This window comes from Sorangium sp. So ce295 (genome assembly GCF_051527405.1).
In the GTDB taxonomy this organism is placed as follows: Bacteria; Myxococcota_A; Polyangia; order Polyangiales; family Polyangiaceae; genus Sorangium; species Sorangium cellulosum_B.
Genome location: NZ_CP150324.1, coordinates 8,705,053 through 8,721,961 on the forward strand (window position 1 = coordinate 8,705,053; position 16,909 = coordinate 8,721,961).

Consider the following 16,909-nt stretch of genomic DNA (forward strand, 5'->3'; position numbering starts at 1 on the left):
CGGAGGGACCACCCACCCCGACGGCCCGTCGAGAGAGGCTACGCAACCGGGAGCCGCGTTGGAAGCGGGTTGTCGCTCAAAATGCGCATCACGTTCTCTCGAAGCACCTTGGCGATCACACGCTCGCTCAAGCCAGCTCGCAGCAGCGCATCCGTCAAGAGCGGAAGATGGGCCGCATCACGCAGCTCACGAGTGGGAATGATGAAACCGTCCCAATCGGATCCGAGCGCTGGCGTGTCCTCGCCGGCAACGTTGATGATGTGCACGAGGTGCTTGACGACGGGCGCGAGCCCGTTTCCGCCTAGATAAAGCGGACAAAAGATGATCCCCGCGCACCCGCCGCGATCGGCGAGCGCGCGGAGCTGTTCGTCATCGATGTTGCGCCAGTGATCGAACGCGCCGGCGATACCCGTGTGGCTGACCATGGGTGGGCGGCGGGCGAGCGCGCATGCGTCGAGGAAGCCTGCCCGGTTGATGTGCGCGAGATCGACGATGACGCCGAGGTCCTCGGCGAGGCGCACGACGTCGCGGCCGAAGGCGGTGAGGCCTTCACCATCCCTGCGGCCGCTGCCGTAGGCGGGATAACACGCCTCGTTGGCGCTGAAGTGGCAGAGCCCGAGGTAGCGCACGCCGCGCCGCGCGAAGCGAGCGAGGGTGTCGAGGTCGCCTTCGAGCGCGTGCGCCCCCTCGACGCCGAGCAGCGCCGCGACGGCGCCGCGGGCCCTCGCCGCCTCGATGTCCTCGGCCGTGAGCGCCTTCACGAGGCGGCCGGGCCGCGCGCGGACGGCCTGCTCCAGCAGATCGATCTGCTCCTCGACGACGGCGGCGAGCCCGCGCCGCTGCCCGATGGGCAGCGAGACCAGCCCGAAGAACTGCGCGCCGACGCCGCCCTCGCGGAGCCGCGGGACGTCGACGTGCCCGCCGAGGGCCGCGAGCGGCAGCGGCGGCTCGTGCCGCTCCTGCAGATCGTAACCGACCCAGCGCGCCCACATGAGGCTGTCGGCGTGGAGATCGATGGCGGGGTACTGCGCGTGCAGGGCGCGGGCTTCGGGTGTTCCGTGCATGGAGGGAAGGCTAGTCGACCCGAGGCGGCCGGTCGCGCGCCGGGCGACGAGCGCTCAGGGGCTCGCCAGCTTGAGGCCGAGGATGGACACAACGAGCAGCGCGAGGAAGCCGAGCCTCGCGGCCGTGGCGGGCTCGCCGAACAGGAGGATGCCCGCGATCGCCGCCCCGAACGCGCCGATGCCGACCCAGACGGCGTACGCCGTGCCGATGGGCAAGGTCCGCGAGGCGATCTCGAGGAGCGCGATGCTCGTGATGATCGCGCCGACCGTGAGCGCCGTTGGCAACGGGCGCGTGAAGCCGTGTGTGTATTTGAGACCGATAGCCCAGCAGACCTCGAGCAGGCCTGCCAGGAGCAACGCCAGCCAGGACATGACGACTCTCCTCGTGATGCGGCTGCGTCGTCTTATCCTGACCGGGTACGGCGCGTCTCGTCCGGGACGCTCTGTCTGAAGGAGCGCCGCGGGGAACCTAGCAGCGGCGACGGCCTGCGCAACAGGCAGCCAGCCGGCGCCGCGCCGCGTCGCGAGGCCGCGCCGTCGCCGCCGCTCCCGCTCCGCTGCGCGGGGCGGCGCGGTAGGGGTGGACCACGCCGCGGCGCCTCGATCGCGCTCCCCTGGAGCTCGCTACTCGATCTACTTCTCGATCTATTTCTCGATTACTCCTCGATTTGCTCCTCGATTCCCCCCTCGTCCGGGAGCATCGAGAAGCTGCCCCCCGCCTGGCGGATCAGCGCGGCGGCGAGCTCGTTGATGTACTCCTCTATCGCGGTGTATCCGGACGGCATCACCTTGGTGTGGTCGCTCGCGTTCGATGAGCTGAGGCCGTGCGCCCGCTCCCACGCGTCCGCCATGCCGTCGCGGTCGGCGTCTGCGGGGGCCGACCCCGGGCTGAGACCCTCCATCAGGTTGCTCACGTAGCGGGCGCCCCACGAGCCGTCGCGGCGCTCCATGTTCTTGAAGACGCCCTTCGTCACCACGTCGCGCGGCAGCGAGCCCGCCTGCGCGGCGACGAGCCGAGCCGCGTCCTGCGCGCGTTGCGTCGTCACCGGGATGTACCCCGGGACATCCCGCGTGAAATTGAACTGCGTCGCCGAGCGGTACGACTCGGGTTTGTTGAGCCTGCTGAAGCTCGGGTGGAGGTACGGCTGCTTCCAGGGGTTCTCGACGGTGCCCGTGAACTTCCCGGGATCGTCGATGTAGTTGTCGCCGAGGAAGTACTTGAGCCCCGCGCCGGCGCTGCCGTCGAAGTAGAACGGGATCAGCTGATCGCTGGGCCCCTTGATGTAGGTGTTGCCCACGATGTTGAACTGGCCGCTCGCCCGGTTGTGGTGCACGAAGCCGTGCCTCACGTTGTAGGCCACGTTGTTGCGGATGTCGGCCGGGCCGTTCGCGACCGCGGGACAACGCGCCTTGTGATGGGCGAACAGGTTGTGGTGGAGCGTGATCCGGTGGCCATCAGGGCCGTTGATGAGACCGTAATTATGCATCCCCTCTGGATGCCCCTTGGTCGCCGACGATTCGATGGTGGACCACTGGACCGTGACGTCATCTGCCTCATAGAGGTCCACGGTCTCGTCGACGCCCCAGGCGATCGACATGTGATCCAGCATCACCTTCGAGTTCCGCGAGATCTGCGTCGCGTCGAACTGCTCTCCGGCCGAGCCGTCGTGCACGGGCCGGACTCGCAAGAACCGTGCAATGATGTTGTTGACCGCGGTGGAGTACCTGGCGGTCAAGCGACCGCGGATGGTGATGCCCGCGCCGGGCGCCGTCTGGCCCGCGATCGTCACGTCGCCGTTCCGGATGACGACATCCCCTTCGATCACGCCGCTCACGTCGAAGACGATGATACGAGGCCCGCTCGCGTCGAGGGCCGCCTGGAGGCTCCCCGACCCGCTCGTGCGCAGGTTGGTGACCTTGATGACGCGCCCGCCGCGCCCGCCGGTCGCGACGGCGCCAAAGCCCTCTGCCCCCGGAAACGACGGGAGCGCGCTGGCTGGAGCCGATATCGCCGTGAGCGCAGAGACCGCGGCGATCGCGCACCCGAAGCGGCGGAGCCCCTGTGCGCCGATGGAAGAGCAAGTAGGAAGGAATGCCATGTGTCTCGTTCCCCTTTCGTACGTATCTGGCGCCGAACAAGACCGGATCGAACAAGGAAGCCCAGGGTGGGCGCGGCGCTGGACGCGACGATGTGCCCTGATGAAGCAGGGCGACGCGGCGCAGCGGCGCGATGGGCCCGCCCTCGGCTGCCTGGCGCAGGAGGTCTTGAACGGCGCTCTTCACCGCAAGCCGTACTGTGATGACCCTACAGGACTCGATTCACCGATGGCAATCATCAATTGCCAATCTGTGCGACAGGGCACATCAAAATCGATCTGAAAATTCCATATCGCCAGATGAAGCGATGCTGGTTATCCTGCACGAGCAGCGCACGAGCGGGCTCATGTCATCGCGAGGCGCGCCCGCCCGCCGGGCGCGCCGAGAAGGGGAATCGTTCGACGCTCGCCCATCGGCGTCGCGGTCGAGCGCGATGCGCTCCCCGAGGTGCGTTCAGGTCACGCGGGGCGACGTCCGCAGGCGATTGCTGGTCTTTCTGGTCTGGCTCCGGGCAATCGCTCATAAAGGCCGATTCTGACCGGTCGTTCGGACCTTCTCGGCATGAGGCGCCGGCGACGATCAGAGCTCGACGGGCAGGCGGACGCCCACGAATCCGAGGCAGAGATCCCACGTGAAGAGCCGAACGAACGAGACGCCGAGGCGCCGGCGATTGACCGGCTCGAACCCCGGCATCACGTCTCTATGCCAGACGCAACTCACGGATCCTGCGCTGAAGGGCCCGCTTGGAGACCATGAGGCGCTCCACCATCGCGTCGATGTGTCCACCGCACTCCGCGTAGCAGCGGGCGACCTCGTCCGGCGCGAGATGGCTCGCCTGGCGGACCTGCGGGCAGCTCTCCACGAGCGCATAGAGCGACGTCCGCGAGACCCCGAGCTGCTCGGCGGCGGCCTTGAAATCCCACCGGCTCCGGCGGAGCGCGTCGATCAGCTCCTCTTCCCGCACGTCGGAGGGCTTGCGCCAGCCCGCGCCCTTCCCCGAGCCCGAGCTCGCCCGCGCCGCCGTGGCGGTCTCCGGCCGCGCCGATCTCGCCGCAGCCGCGCGATCGCCGTCGGCGTGGCTCCGCTGCTCCGGGGCTGCCCGCTGGAGCAGGTGATCGAGCGCCGGCGCCCCCTCCAGGCGCGCCGCGCCCTGGCTCCCCACGACCAGCTGCCGCGCCACGTTCCGGAGCTGACGGATGTTCCCCGGCCAGTCGTACCGCGCGAGCCGGGCCACCACGGACGCCGGCAACCACGGGGCGCCGTCGGGCCGCGGCGCGTCGAGCCGATGCGCATCACCCGAGGCCGCCAGCTCCTCGCGCAGGAAGTGGAGGAGCAGGCGCCCGAGATCGTCTCGGCGATCGCGGAGCGGAGGGAGCGAGATCTCGTAACCGGCCAGGCGGTGGAGCAGCGGAGCGCGAAAAGCCCCCTCCGCCACCTTGGCCTCCAGATCGGCGTCCGTGGCGGTGATCAGCCGAATGCGCGTCTTCTTCGGCTGCTGGGCGCCCACCGCCTGGATCTCGCCCGTCTCGAGGGCCCTGAGGAGCATCGCCTGCACGTCGGGCGGCGCTTCGCCGATCTCGTCGAGGAACAGCGTCCCTCCCTCGGCCGAGCCGAAGTAACCGGGACGGTCGCGCAGGGCGCCGGTATACGATCCGCGCTCGGCGCCGAAGAGCTCCGCGGCCGCCAGCAACGGAGGGATCGCCGCCATGTTGACGGCCACGAAGGGCTGATTGCGCCGGCTGCCGGCCTGGTGGATCGCCCTCGCGGCGAGCTCCTTTCCCGTGCCCGTCTCGCCGCGGAGGAGCACCGCAGCCCCGAGGTCGGCGACGCGGCGGATATGCCACCGCGTCCGCTCCAGAAGGTCGCTATCGCCAACCAGGCCGAGGCGCTCCCCCGGCTCGCGCGGGGACGGATCGACCATGTGGAGCAGCAGGACGACGCGACTGGCGAGCTCGATAACGATCCCCCGCGTCACCTCGCCGAGCGAGAAATCGCGGCTCCCCTCCAGCGGGGCGCCGTCGACCGCGACGTGGGAGCCGCGCTCCGCCGCGTCCAGCCGGATCCGGTCGTCGGGCAGCGCGATGATGCGCAGGGGTTTGCGGCTCAGGTGGGTATCCCCGAGCGGCGCATCGGCGATCGCACCCGGTGGACCGAAGTACGGCTCCATGCGCGACAGCGCGACCGCATCGCGAAGCGCGAGGTCTGCGAGGACGGCGCGCTCACCGATGCGCTCGAGACGAGGATGGTAGAGGACGGACAGGGACGGAGCGAGGCGCGGGCATGCCCGCCGTGAGGGGCTCGTGTCGGGGTGCAGCGTCGTCGCGTTCGCGATCGTGGTGAGCCCTGTTCGCTCGGTCACCATGGGGTGGGGAGGATACGCGCCCACCGAAAAGACTTGCAAGCTCAGCGGAGCCGGCGTTCGGTCCCTCCACGCTCCTCACGCCACGCGCGACGCGCACATTCGAGCACACCGAGCCGCTTTGGCGCCGTCGTCGCCTGGGCGCGGACACCGTAACGCCAGTTGACACGATGTGCGCTCACGCGTAGTAGTTTTCCTTTGTGAAGGGCCAAACGGTCGGCGGGAGATACGCGCTCCGGCGTGAGATCGGCCGCGGCGGCATGGGCATCGTCTGGGAGGCCTTCGATCAGATGCTCCGCCGGCCGGTGGCGCTGAAGCGGATGATGCCCGAGAACGTCGTCTCCTTCGACGCAAGGCGCAGCTTCGAGCAGGAGGCGACGACCGTCGCCCGTCTCCGCAACGAGCACATCGTCCAAGTCCACGACTACGGAATCGATGAGGGTTCTCCCTATATCGTCATGGAGCTGCTCGAGGGCGAAGACCTCGAGAGCCGGCTCCGCCGCACGCGCCAGCTCCCGGCGGCGGCCGTGCTGTCATTGCTCCGGCAGCTCAGCTCGGGCCTCGAGGCAGCGAGCGCGGCAGGCATTGTCCACTGTGATCTCAAGCCCGCGAACATCTTCCTCGCCCGGGGTGCGTCCGCCGAGTCCGTGAAGATCCTCGATTTCGGGGTGGGGTGGCGGCTCTTCGATGCGCGTGACTGGAGCGGTACGCGCATCGGAACCCCCGCGTACATGAGCCCGGAGCAGGTCCGCGGCGCCGTTCCCCACCCCCTGGCCGACCTCTGGTCGCTCGGCGTCATCGCGTACCGCGCGCTCACTGGCCACTTTCCGTTCTCAACAGACAACCTGCCAGGGCTCATCGTCAGCATCTGCACCGATCCGTTCCCGCCGCCCTCGTCGCTCGACGCCGCCTTGCTCCCCGGGTTCGATCGATTCTTCGAGCGCGCCCTGGCAAAGGACCGGACCCGGAGATTCCAGTCGTCCCGCGAGCTCATCACGGCGTTCGCCGCGGTGTGCGACGCGGGGAGCAAGCCCGCCAAGATCCTCATCGTCGATGACGAGCCCGACATGCAGCTCCTGCTGAAGATGCATTTTCGGCAGAACAAGAAGGGCTCCGCCTACGAGCTCATCTTCGCCGACAACGGCCAGCACGCCCTCGAGGAGCTCCGGCGACACCCGGACATCGATGTCGTCGTCACCGACATCAACATGCCCGTCATGGACGGGCTCACCCTGCTCGAGCACATCCCTGAGGTGAACCCGCTCGCGAGGACGGTGATCGTGTCCGCGTACGGCGACATGACCAACATCCGTCGCGCCATGAACCGGGGGGCGTTCGACTTCCTCTTCAAGCCGCTCGATTTCGTCGACCTCGAGACCACGCTGGAGAAGTCCCTCCGCGCCGCGGAGCAGCAGCGACAGAAAGCCCAGGCGAACGAGGAGAACGACATCCTGCGGAAGTTCACGAACTCTGCCCTGGTGGAGCGGCTCCGGGCGCTCGGGCCCGCGGGCGCAGCCGCGAGCGAGGCGCTGGAGGCGACCGTCGCGTTCGTCGATGTCTTCCGGTTCACCCGCGTGGCGCAGGAGCGGCCGCCCGCCGAGGCCACGCGGCTGCTCAACGCCAACTTCGAGGTGATCGTCCCGGAGCTCCTGGCGCAGGGAGGCATCGTCGACAAATTCGTGGGCGACGCCGTCATGGCGGTGTTCCACGGGCCGGAGCACCTCGACCGGGCGCTCTCGGCATGCGTCGCCGTGCGCGAGCAGCTCGAGACGGTCGCCCGGCGTACGGGGAACGACTCGCCTTACGCTCACGGGGTATGCGCGGGCGTCTCGACCGGCAGCGTCCTGGCGGCGGAGGTCGGCTCGCACGCCTGCGCGCGGCTCGGCTACACGGTGCTCGGGGAGGCCGTGAACGCCGCCTCCCACCTCGCGCGCGCAGCGCTGTCCGGGGAGATCCTCGTCGACGAGGCGGTCTGCCGGGCCGCCCGGCAGGAGTTCAAGTTCGAGAGCGCCGGCGCGCGGAGCATCTGGCCCAGGGGCGAATCGACGACCGTCTACAGGGTGGCGGGGCGCGACGTGGCGCGGCCGCTGCTCGAGGGGGAGCAGACGATCCAGATCTCCCTGGAGCCCGGGCCGGCGTAGGCGCCGCGCCGACATCATGTCGGCCGGCAGGGTGCCGCACGGCGCCGACATGTCCGCCGGCGCGGCACCGGCACGGCGCCGAGACCTCGGCCGGCACGCCCGCCGACACGTCGGCCGACACGTCGGCCGACAGTTTGCCGCGCGCGCTCGACGGAACGCCCGTGGTCGCCGTCCCATCCCGGCCTGGAAACGCCCGCATCCCCGCACGTCGGCTGGGCGGCGGACATGCACGCATGGCTGGTACACGCCGTGCACTTCCTGTTCGCAGCCGGTTCGGTTCCATCCCGAATCTCTCTTGACCGGATCGAGTGCCCTTCAAGACCAGCACGCGAGGGAATCATGACGATGACCATAGAGACAACGACAACTCCGCCCGGCGTCCTGTCATTGCTCTATCACCTGAGGTACACGGGCCTCAGCGTGAACCAGGACAAGAACAAGGTGCTGAAAGACTTTGGCCTGAGCGCGACCGAGAAGAAGGTGTTCAGCAAGTGCGGCGACATGGGGCACCCCGACGACGGCTGCATCGCGAACGTCCTCTACCTCGCGAAGGATGAGGTCAACGGGAGACTCTTCAAGATCACGAGCGACGAGGCGCCCGCCCCGTCGGCGGGCGGCGTGGTACGCAAGCCGGGTCTCCTGTCCTTTCTTTATCATCTGGTGCACACCGCGGAGGTCTACAATCGCTTCCACCCCGACGATGAAGCGCACAAGAACGAATCCAGGAGCTCGCTGATGAGCGAGTTCGAGCTGAGCGAGCGGCAGAAGAAGAAGCTCGACAACCACATCGCAAGGGGCCCGACCGACGACGGTTCGCTCGAGGCCCTGCTGGATCTCGCCGTTCCCGAGCTCAACGGCGACGCCTGGTACAAGGCCTGGTGAGCGGGTAGCCTCGGGCGCTGCTCGAAGGCCGACCGCGGCAGTCGGTGGTCATCACGCGGGCACGGCCCGGCAGGACGAGAGGTCGCTGCATGATCGTTCGGTCGATGGAGAAGACGCTGGAGCTCGTCGAGCCTCATGTCCCGCCGACGCTCGTGTCACCGCGAGACTGGCGCGCCTTCGGCCGCTGCGCCCCGGCCCTGCTGGACGCCGCCTCGGTCCTGACCCTCGAATGTCATCTGGGGGCGACCGCTTCGCGGATCGACTTTCTTGCCTGTGTCCTGGCGGAAGGGAGAGAGATCCTCGCGTCTCGGCTCCCGCGCTCGCGCCGCGAAGATCCGGTCGCCCCCGGCGGCCTTCCGCCGGCGGAAGGCGCCGATCTGCTCCGGGGCCCTCCAGGGCGTCTCCTCGCCGCGTGGACCACGCCCGGCACCCTCCTGTTCGAGCAGGTTCCCCTGCTCTGGTTCGAGTTCGATCAGCCGGCCGCGCGTCGTGGTCCGGTCGAGCCGTCCGTGCTCCTCTGCCTGGATCCGAGGCCCCTCACGAACCTGGAAGCCCCGGAGGCAGAGCGCGACTTCAGCCCGAGCGGCCGGCTCCGGCTCGTCGAGGCGGCCCTCTCCGTGCTCCTCGATGGGCCCGTCCCGGCGGCGACCCAGGCCGCGCTGCTCCGCGGATTCTCCCTGTTGCCGGAAGGCGGCCACGTCGTTCATCTGTCCGTCATGAGCGCCAGGCAGCCTGCGACGCTCAAGCTCAACGTCTCGCTGCCGCGCGACCGGCTCACCGGCTACCTGCTCGGGGTGGGCTGGCCGGGCAACCCCGGTGAGGTGGAGGAGCTGCTGGAAACGCTGCGCGTCGAGGACGAGCGCGTCACGATCGACGTCACCCTCGGAGACAGCGTCGCTCCTCGGCTCGGGATCGAGCTCTTCGATCTCGCGACCCGGAAGCTGGACCCGGGCCGGAGCGCGACGCTCGAGCGGCTCTCGTCGCTCGGCATCTGCACGCCCTCGCAGCGCGACGCGCTCGCCGCGTGGCCCGGCTCCTCGCGCGAGCGCTGCCAGGAGGGCGAATGGCCGTCCCGCGTGCGCCGCTGGATCGACCTGAAGATCGTCCTCGGCCCGGATCGAGCTCTGTCGGCCAAAGCCTACCTTGGTGTCTTGCGTTGCTTCTCCCTCGCCTGAGAACCGACATACACGCTGTATTCTGGAGCGTCGCACCATGAAACGCCCTTCGTCCTCCATCTACAGATCGATTTTGATGTTCCTGGCGGGCACGGCACACCTGTCGTGCACAGCGACAGCCCACCAGCCGAGGCCCTCTCCCCCGCCCTCCCCTCCTGAGAACACAGGCGCGTCCTCGCCGGTTGACGACGAGACATGCCGGACGGAGCTGTGGAGCAAGTTCCCGAGCTTCACCGACGAGCTGTGCTCGGCCCTCCCCCGAGACATCGATCCCGAGCTGCAAAAAGAAACCATAGGGAGGGGAAAGTTCGCGGAAGGCAACCGTCTCTACGACATCCTGGCGTGGCAGTCCTTCATCGCGATGGCATGGCCGGTGACCGAGGACGGCCGCGCTCGGCCTCGCCTCGCGGATGATGGCGCCCATGGGTGGGACACCTGGAAGAGCAGTTACGACATCTTCAAGCCGGACGGCAGCCCACCCGATGCCTGGAACCCTGCCGAGCAGCAGGCCAAGCGGAGCGCTCCGGAGGCGAGCGTCCCGATAGACACCTCCCGTACGCTGCAGGACGACAGACAGGCCGATTCGTTCATCCTCTGGGACCAGAACGGCAACAAGGTGTATTACGAGGTGCTGTACAGCGAGCGTTTGTTCGAGTTCCTCAACGACAACAAGCTGTACAACGTCGATGGCCAGATCGCCTACAGCAAGGAACACTGCGCCACCCCCGAGGACTGCGCCAACCCCGACGCGCCCTGGGGCAACCCGATAAACAAGACTCAGACGCCCTCGATCGCGCTCAAGCTCGCGTGGAAGCTGCTGGACGAGAGCGAGCGTCACCTCGAGGGGCGCTTCATCCTCCGGAAGGCGTACGTCCGCACGGGCCCACGCCCGTCGCTGCGGACGTTCGGTCTCGTGGGCGCGAATGTCATGATCAAGACGCTCTCGGCCAAGAAGCAATGGGTCTGGGCTGCGTTCGAGCACATCGACAACGTCGATGTCAACCCGCTCGAGACGCACGATGGCAAGCCGCTCAAGCCCTCGTTCAACAATCCGGATTGCCCGCTGTGCCCCGTCAATGAGCCGCCGGAGAAGGGCGTCTGGCCGCCCTTGGAGGGTCCGTGGATCGGCCGCACGCAGGTGCACCGGCAGCAGCCGATCCCGGAGGACACAGCCGCCCTGAACAGCCAGGTCCAGGCTCAGCTCAAGAAGAACCGCTCTGCCCTGCAGTTCTACGAGCTCGTCGGCACGCAGTGGCCGACGGACGGCGGGGGCGAACCGTCACCGTCGGACAAGCTCCCCGATGCCATCGCGAACGAGTCCGGCGGCCGGCCGTACCGATCTTACCTCGTGAACACTGTCCTGGAGACCTACATGCAGAAAGGCAACACGGTCGCTGCCGAAGTGAACGGCGCGCTGCGCCCCGAAACGACCCGGATATTCCATACGTCGAGCTGCATGGGCTGCCACTCCGGCGCGAGGATCGCCAGGGGAAGGCCGCAGGATAAAATCACGTGGGGAGAGCGCGGCAGCGGTGATTTCTTGTGGAGCTTTGCGACGAAGGCCGCCAAGGCGGGCGCCGGGCAGGCCTCTGGAACGACGAGCGCGGCCGCGGCCGGCGCTCAGCCGAAGCAGCCGAAGTAGCTGCACGCGAAGGGCGAGCTCATGCAGATCCTCCCGGGCTACGATGTGACCGCGACCGTCGTCGAAGAGGCGCGGACTGCCACCTATCGGGCCATCCGATCCGCCGACGGGCAGCCAGCGCTGCTCAAGGCGCTCCACGTCGCTTACCCGACCCTGCTCGACATCACGCGTATCAAGCACGAGCACCAGCTCGCCCAGATGCTCGACAGCCCGTACATCCTGAAGGTCCAGCGGCTGGAGAAGCACCAGGGCGTGCCGGTGCTCGTCCTCGAGGATTTCGCGGGTGAGCCGCTGCACTCCGCCATCCCTGCCGAAGGGCTGGACATCGAGCTGCTCCTCCGCGTCGCGATCCAGCTCTGCCGAGCGCTCGAAGCGTTGAGTGAACGGGAGATCACCCACAAGAACATCCATCCGGGGAGCATCCTGTTCGACCGGGAGACCGGCCGCGCCAAGCTCACGGATTTCAGCATCGCTTCCCGGCTGCCTCGCGAGAGCCAGACGATCGAGAGCGTCGCCCGGATCGAGGGGCCCCTGGCCTGCATGTCACCCGAGCAGACCGGCCGGATGAACCGGGCCCTGGACCATCGCACGGATTTCTACTCGCTCGGGGCGACGCTGTACCAGATGCTCACCGGCCGGCCGCCGTTCCTGGCCACCGATCTGCTCGAGCTCGTGCACTGCCACATCGCCCGGCGGCCGACGCCGCCGGAGGAGCTGCGGCCGGGGGTGCCTGCCCCGCTGTCGAGCGTCGTCATGCGCCTCTTGGCCAAGGCGGCCGAGGACCGTTACCAGAGCGCGCGCGGGCTGCGCATCGACCTCGAGATCTGCCTCGCCGAGTGGAGCGCCGCCGGCGAGATAGCGCCGTTTCCGACAGGCAGGCAGGATCGCTCGGAGAGGCTGCAGTTCCCGCAGAAGCTCTACGGGCGCGACGCGGAGGTCGCCGCCCTCACGGGCGCCTTCGAGCGCGTCGCCCGGGGCGCCACCGAGATCGTGCTCGTCCATGGCTATTCGGGCGTCGGTAAATCGACGCTGGTCAACGAGCTCCACAGGCTCGTCGTCGGCCAGACCGGCAGCTTCCTCTCCGGCAAGTTCGATCAGTTCAATCGGGGTCTACCCTACAGCTCCCTCATCGAGGCGTTCCGGCAGAGCATCCGCCAGATGCTCACCGAGGACGAGGCGCGGCTCTCTGTCTGGAGGACGCGGCTCGGACGCGCGCTGGGCCCCAACGGCCAGATCATCGTCGATGTGATCCCGGAGCTCGAGCTGGTCCTCGGCCAGCAGCCGGCCGTGCCCCAGCTCGGCCCAGCGGAGTCTCAGAACCGGTTTCGTCAGGTCTTCCAGAGCTTCATTCAGGCCTTCGCCCGGAGGGAGCACCTCCTCGTGCTCTTCCTCGACGACCTGCAGTGGGCGGACGCCGCGTCCCTGGATCTGCTCCGCTACCTGAGCGACAACCCGGCCGGCGGCTACCTGCTGCTGATCGGCGCGTACCGAGACAACGAGGTCACGGACTGCCACCCGCTGGGCCGCGCGTTCGAGCGCCTCCAGGTGGAGGCGACGAGGGTCACCCACCTCGCGCTGGCGCCGCTCTCCCAGGACGATCTCACAGGGTGGCTCGTCGACGTCCTCTCTTGCACGAAGGAGCGCGCGGGGCCGCTCGCGTCGCTCCTGGCCAGCAAGACCCACGGCAATCCGTTCTTCGTCATGGAGTTCTTGAAGACGCTCCATCAAGAGCGGCTGCTCGTGTTCGACCCGGCGCTCTCCGACGAGCGCGGCGTGGGCGCGTGGCGCTGGGACATGGATCAGCTCAGGTCCGTCGGGGTCACGGACAACGTGGTCGACCTCCTGGTCGGCAAGCTGCAGAGGCTCCCGCTCGCGGCGCAGAGCGCGGTGAAGCTCGCGGCCTGCGTCGGGAGCCGCTTCGACTCGAACATCCTGTCCATCGTGTTCGAGCGCTCGCCGCGGGAGACGGCCGACGCCCTGTGGGAGGCCGTGCAAGCGGGCCTCATCCTGCCCACGGATCAGTCGTACAAGCTGCTCCTCGGCGCCGAGCCGGGAGATCCCTTCGATGCGTCGCTGGAGGAGCTCGCCGTCCCGTACGAGTTCCTGCACGACCGCGTGCAGCAGGCAGCCTATTCGCTCATCCCCGACCAGGACCGGAAGAAGACCCACCTCGACATCGGCCGCCTCCTCCGGCGGCGCCTCCCGGCCGAGCGCGTCGCGGAGCGGCTCTTCGAGGTGGTCAATCACCTGAACGCCGGCGCCGAGGTGGTGCGCGACACGACCGAGCGCCAGGAGATCGCGCAGCTCGATCTCACCGCCGGTCGCAGGGCAAAGGCGTCCGCTGCCTACGAACCGGCGCTGCGCTACCTCGCCGCTGGCACCGAGCTCGTCGGGGCGGAGGGGTGGAGCCGCTGTCATGAGCTGACGTTCGCGCTGCACCTCGAGAGGGCCGAGTGCGACTATCTCATGACCCGCTTCGCGGACGCCGACGAGAGGTTCGCGCTCCTGCTCCGCAACGCCCGCGCCGACGACGAGCGGGTCGCCGTGCATACCGCCCGTGTGACGCAGCTCCTGCACCTGCGCCAGTACGAGCAGGCCGTGGAGACCGGCTTGCTCGCGCTGCAGCTGCTCGGCATACGGCTGTCGTCCAAGCCGCACATGGGTGAGGTGCTGCTCGAGCTCGCCCAGGTTCGATGGAAGCTGCGGGGCAGGCAGATCAGCGAGCTCAGCGAGCTGCCGGACCGCATGACGCCGGAGATCCGGGCGGCGATGGGTCTGCTCATCACCCTCTGGTTCCCTGCCTACCTGCTGCAGCGCGAGCAGCTCATCGGGCTCATCATCCTCAAGCTCGTGCAGCTGTCGCTCACCTACGGCAACACCGAGGCCTCCTCGTTCGCGTTCGCCTGCTTCGGCATGTTCAACAGCTCGGTGCTCCGCGATCCCCAGACGGGCGCGGCGTACGGCAAGCTCGCCCTGGTCCTGGCGCGCAAGTTCAATGATCCATCGGTGACGTGCAGGACGCTCTTCGTCATCGCGAGCTTCCTGGAGGTGTTCTCGTCGCACCTGCGCGAGGCGCTCGATCTGCTCACCGAGGCGATCCAGTGCGCCGTCGACTCCGGCAACCTGGTGCAGGCGTCCTACTGCATGTGCCTGAACATCTACTGGACCTCTCTGGTCGACACCCCGATCGCCGAGGTGGCCGCGCAGGCTCGCCGGTATCTCGAGTTCGGACGACGGACCGACGCCCAGAAGGTGGTCCAGTGCATGCAGATCACCCTGCGCTGGGCGCGAGAGCTACAGGACGCCGACCCCTCCGCGCTGCGCTCGAACGAGCACTCGCTCGAGCCGGACGCGTACGTCACCGACGACATGGAGCGCGCGCAGCACCTGCTTCTGGCGCTCCAGATCGGCTACCTGTTCGAGCGTTATGACGAGGTGGTGGAGATCGCGTCGCGGCTCGAGGCCTACAAGGACATGCTGGACCCGAGCTCGGCGTTCGTCCCGCACCACGCGTTCTACCGGGCGCTCGCGGCGCTCTCGCTGGTCCCGGACGCGGACCACGCGGACAGGCGCCGCCTGCGCGGCGCGATCGACAAGGCAAAGCGGATCTTGCACAAGTGGGCCGAGCACAGCGCGGTGAACGCCCGCCACAAGCTCGCGCTGGTGCTGGCCGAGGAGGCGCGCGTGGAGGGCCGATCCAGGCAGGCGGCGAGGCTCTACGACGACGCGATCTCCGCGGCGCGGAAGAGCGAGCACCTCCACGAGGTGGCTTTGGCGTGCGAGCGCGCGGCGCTGTTCCATCTGAGCAGGGGCAAACCGCAGCTGGCCGGCTCGTACCTCCAGGAGGCGCGCGGCTGTTATCTCACCTGGGGCGCGCACACCAAGGTCCGCGCGCTCGACGAGCAGTATCCGGTGCTCCTCATGCGGTCGTCTCCGGCGCAGGTCAAGCACCAGAGCGGCACCGCCGTGACGGCGTCGCCGACGCCCCAGGATCTCGACTTGACCACGGTCGTCAAGGCGTCCCAGGTGCTCTCCAGCGAGATCATGCTCGGTCGGCTCCTGGACAGGATCATGCAGATCATGCTGGAGAACGCAGGCGCAGAGAAGGGAGTCCTGCTCATCAAGGAAGACGGCCACCTCGTGATCGAGGCCAAGGGCACGATCGCGTCCGGCGAGGTCACCGTGCTGCAGTCGATCCCGATGGATCAGAGCCCGGATCTCCCGCACGCGCTGGTGAACTACGTCGCCAGGACGCGGGAGAGCGTCGTGCTGCGCGACGCGGCGCGGGATGAGCGGCTGGTCAGCGACCCCTACGTCGTGCGTTGCCAGCCGAGGTCGGTGCTCTGCGCCCCGCTCGTTCATCAGGGGCAGCTCGTCGGTGTGCTGTATCTCGAGAACAACCTCATCACCGACACCTTCACCTCGGATCGGCTGAAGGTGCTCCGCCTGCTCTCGTCGCAGGTCGCGATCTCGATCGAGAACGCGCGGCTCTACAACGATCTCGAGCGGAAGGTCGACGAGCGGACCGAGGAGCTCAAGCGCAAGAACATCGCGCTGGCGTCGACGCTCGAGCACCTCCAGCAGACCCAGCAGCAGCTGATCCAGGCGGAGAAGATGGCGTCGCTCGGCAACCTCACCGCGGGAGTCGCTCACGAGCTCAAGAACCCGCTCAATTTCGTCAACAACTTCGCTGAGCTGTCCGTTCGATTCTCGGATGAGCTCGTCAGCCTCTCGACCGAGATCCATTCCGACGACCCGCACAGCGGCGAGGTCATCGAGAAGATCAGGGAGGTGCTCCCGCTGCTGAGGATCAACGCGAACAAGATCGCGGAGCACGGCAAGCGCGCGAACGCCATCGTGAACAACATGCTGCTGCACTCCCGTGTCGTGTCGGGCGTCCGAGAGCCGGTGAATTTGAACGCGCTGGTCGAGAAGTCGGTCGAGCTCGCGATGGTCGGCAAGCTCGCCGCGGCGCCCGCCCTGGACGTGGTGGTCGAGAAGGAGTTCGACGCTTCGCTCCCGCCGGTCGAGGTGATGGATCAGGAGCTCGCTCGCGTGATCATCAACCTGGTCAACAACGCGCTCTACTCCGTGGGCGAGCGGGCGCGGGCGGAGAGGGGCGCCGCGGCGGAGCCACCTCGCATCCGGGTGTCGACGCGCCGGGTCGGGTCGATCGCCGAGATCCGGGTCTGGGACAACGGCACCGGGATACCGGAGCCCATCCGTGAGAGGATCTTCGACCCATTCTTCACGACCAAGCCCAACGGGCAGGGCACCGGGCTAGGGCTCTCCATCTGCTATGAGATCGTGCGTCACGGCCACGGAGGCGTGATCCGCCTTGGGAACACCGAGAAGGGGCGCCACGCGGAGTTCATCGTGGAGCTGCCGGTGCGTGGCCCCGCGTCCCGCCCGTCCGCGGCCGCGCCGATGGATGACGTCGCGGTCGATCCGCTGAGCAAACACCGGAGCTGACGAGGGCTGGCGCCGCCGGCGGCGCGATCGCGGCGGGGCGAGCTCGGCCGGCGCGGCGCTGGCCGGCGCGCTCGGCC

The 16,909-nt window shown here is 68.3% G+C and carries 10 protein-coding genes and 1 riboswitch; of the genes, 6 read left to right on the forward strand and 4 right to left on the reverse strand.

All coding sequences use genetic code 11. The features are described from left to right. Nucleotides 1–38 precede the first annotated feature (38 nt). From WMF11_RS32925 to WMF11_RS32935, 3 genes are all read right to left on the reverse strand, one after another. Nucleotides 39–1,064, reverse strand: a complete 1,026-nt coding sequence (locus WMF11_RS32925; protein WP_437542784.1) for a dipeptidase — start codon at nt 1,062–1,064, stop codon at nt 39–41. Nucleotides 1,065–1,118: 54 nt separating this feature from the next. Then, on the reverse strand, nt 1,119–1,436 hold the full coding sequence (sugE, locus tag WMF11_RS32930) for a quaternary ammonium compound efflux SMR transporter SugE (RefSeq protein ID WP_012238459.1): 318 nt from the start codon (nt 1,434–1,436) through the stop codon (nt 1,119–1,121). Between the two features lie 21 nt (nt 1,437–1,457). Beyond that, nucleotides 1,458–1,526: riboswitch (guanidine-III (ykkC-III) riboswitch) on the reverse strand. A gap of 194 nt (nt 1,527–1,720) precedes the next feature. Next, nucleotides 1,721–3,163, reverse strand: coding sequence for a pectate lyase family protein (locus WMF11_RS32935; RefSeq protein ID WP_437973556.1), 1,443 nt, complete (start codon nt 3,161–3,163; stop codon nt 1,721–1,723). Nucleotides 3,164–3,263: 100 nt separating this feature from the next. Between WMF11_RS32935 and WMF11_RS32940 the strand changes: the two genes are divergently transcribed. Then, nucleotides 3,264–3,443 (forward strand): hypothetical protein, encoded by a 180-nt coding sequence (locus WMF11_RS32940; RefSeq protein WP_437903217.1) that lies wholly within the window; start codon nt 3,264–3,266, stop codon nt 3,441–3,443. A gap of 418 nt (nt 3,444–3,861) precedes the next feature. On the opposite strand, the gene WMF11_RS32945 is transcribed toward WMF11_RS32940, so the two are convergent. Then, nucleotides 3,862–5,523, reverse strand: a complete 1,662-nt coding sequence (locus WMF11_RS32945) for a sigma 54-interacting transcriptional regulator (RefSeq protein ID WP_437973557.1) — start codon at nt 5,521–5,523, stop codon at nt 3,862–3,864. A 197-nt stretch (nt 5,524–5,720) separates the two neighbouring features. Between WMF11_RS32945 and WMF11_RS32950 the strand changes: the two genes are divergently transcribed. The 5 genes from WMF11_RS32950 to WMF11_RS32970 all read left to right on the forward strand — a co-directional run bounded on the left by WMF11_RS32950 (nt 5,721) and on the right by WMF11_RS32970 (nt 16,832). Further along, a complete protein-coding gene (locus WMF11_RS32950; RefSeq protein WP_437973558.1) occupies nt 5,721–7,661 on the forward strand; it encodes a protein kinase domain-containing protein in 1,941 nt (646 codons plus the stop codon). 339 nt (nt 7,662–8,000) lie between these two features. Beyond that, nucleotides 8,001–8,543 (forward strand): hypothetical protein, encoded by a 543-nt coding sequence (locus WMF11_RS32955; RefSeq protein ID WP_437973559.1) that lies wholly within the window; start codon nt 8,001–8,003, stop codon nt 8,541–8,543. A gap of 89 nt (nt 8,544–8,632) precedes the next feature. After that, entirely contained in the window at nt 8,633–9,718 is a 1,086-nt protein-coding gene (locus WMF11_RS32960; RefSeq protein ID WP_437973560.1) for a hypothetical protein, read from the forward strand. 37 nt (nt 9,719–9,755) lie between these two features. Next, nucleotides 9,756–11,360, forward strand: coding sequence for a hypothetical protein (locus tag WMF11_RS32965; RefSeq protein ID WP_437973561.1), 1,605 nt, complete (start codon nt 9,756–9,758; stop codon nt 11,358–11,360). Between the two features lie 21 nt (nt 11,361–11,381). Continuing rightward, on the forward strand, nt 11,382–16,832 hold the full coding sequence (locus WMF11_RS32970) for an AAA family ATPase (protein ID WP_437973562.1): 5,451 nt from the start codon (nt 11,382–11,384) through the stop codon (nt 16,830–16,832). Nucleotides 16,833–16,909: the final 77 nt, after the last annotated feature.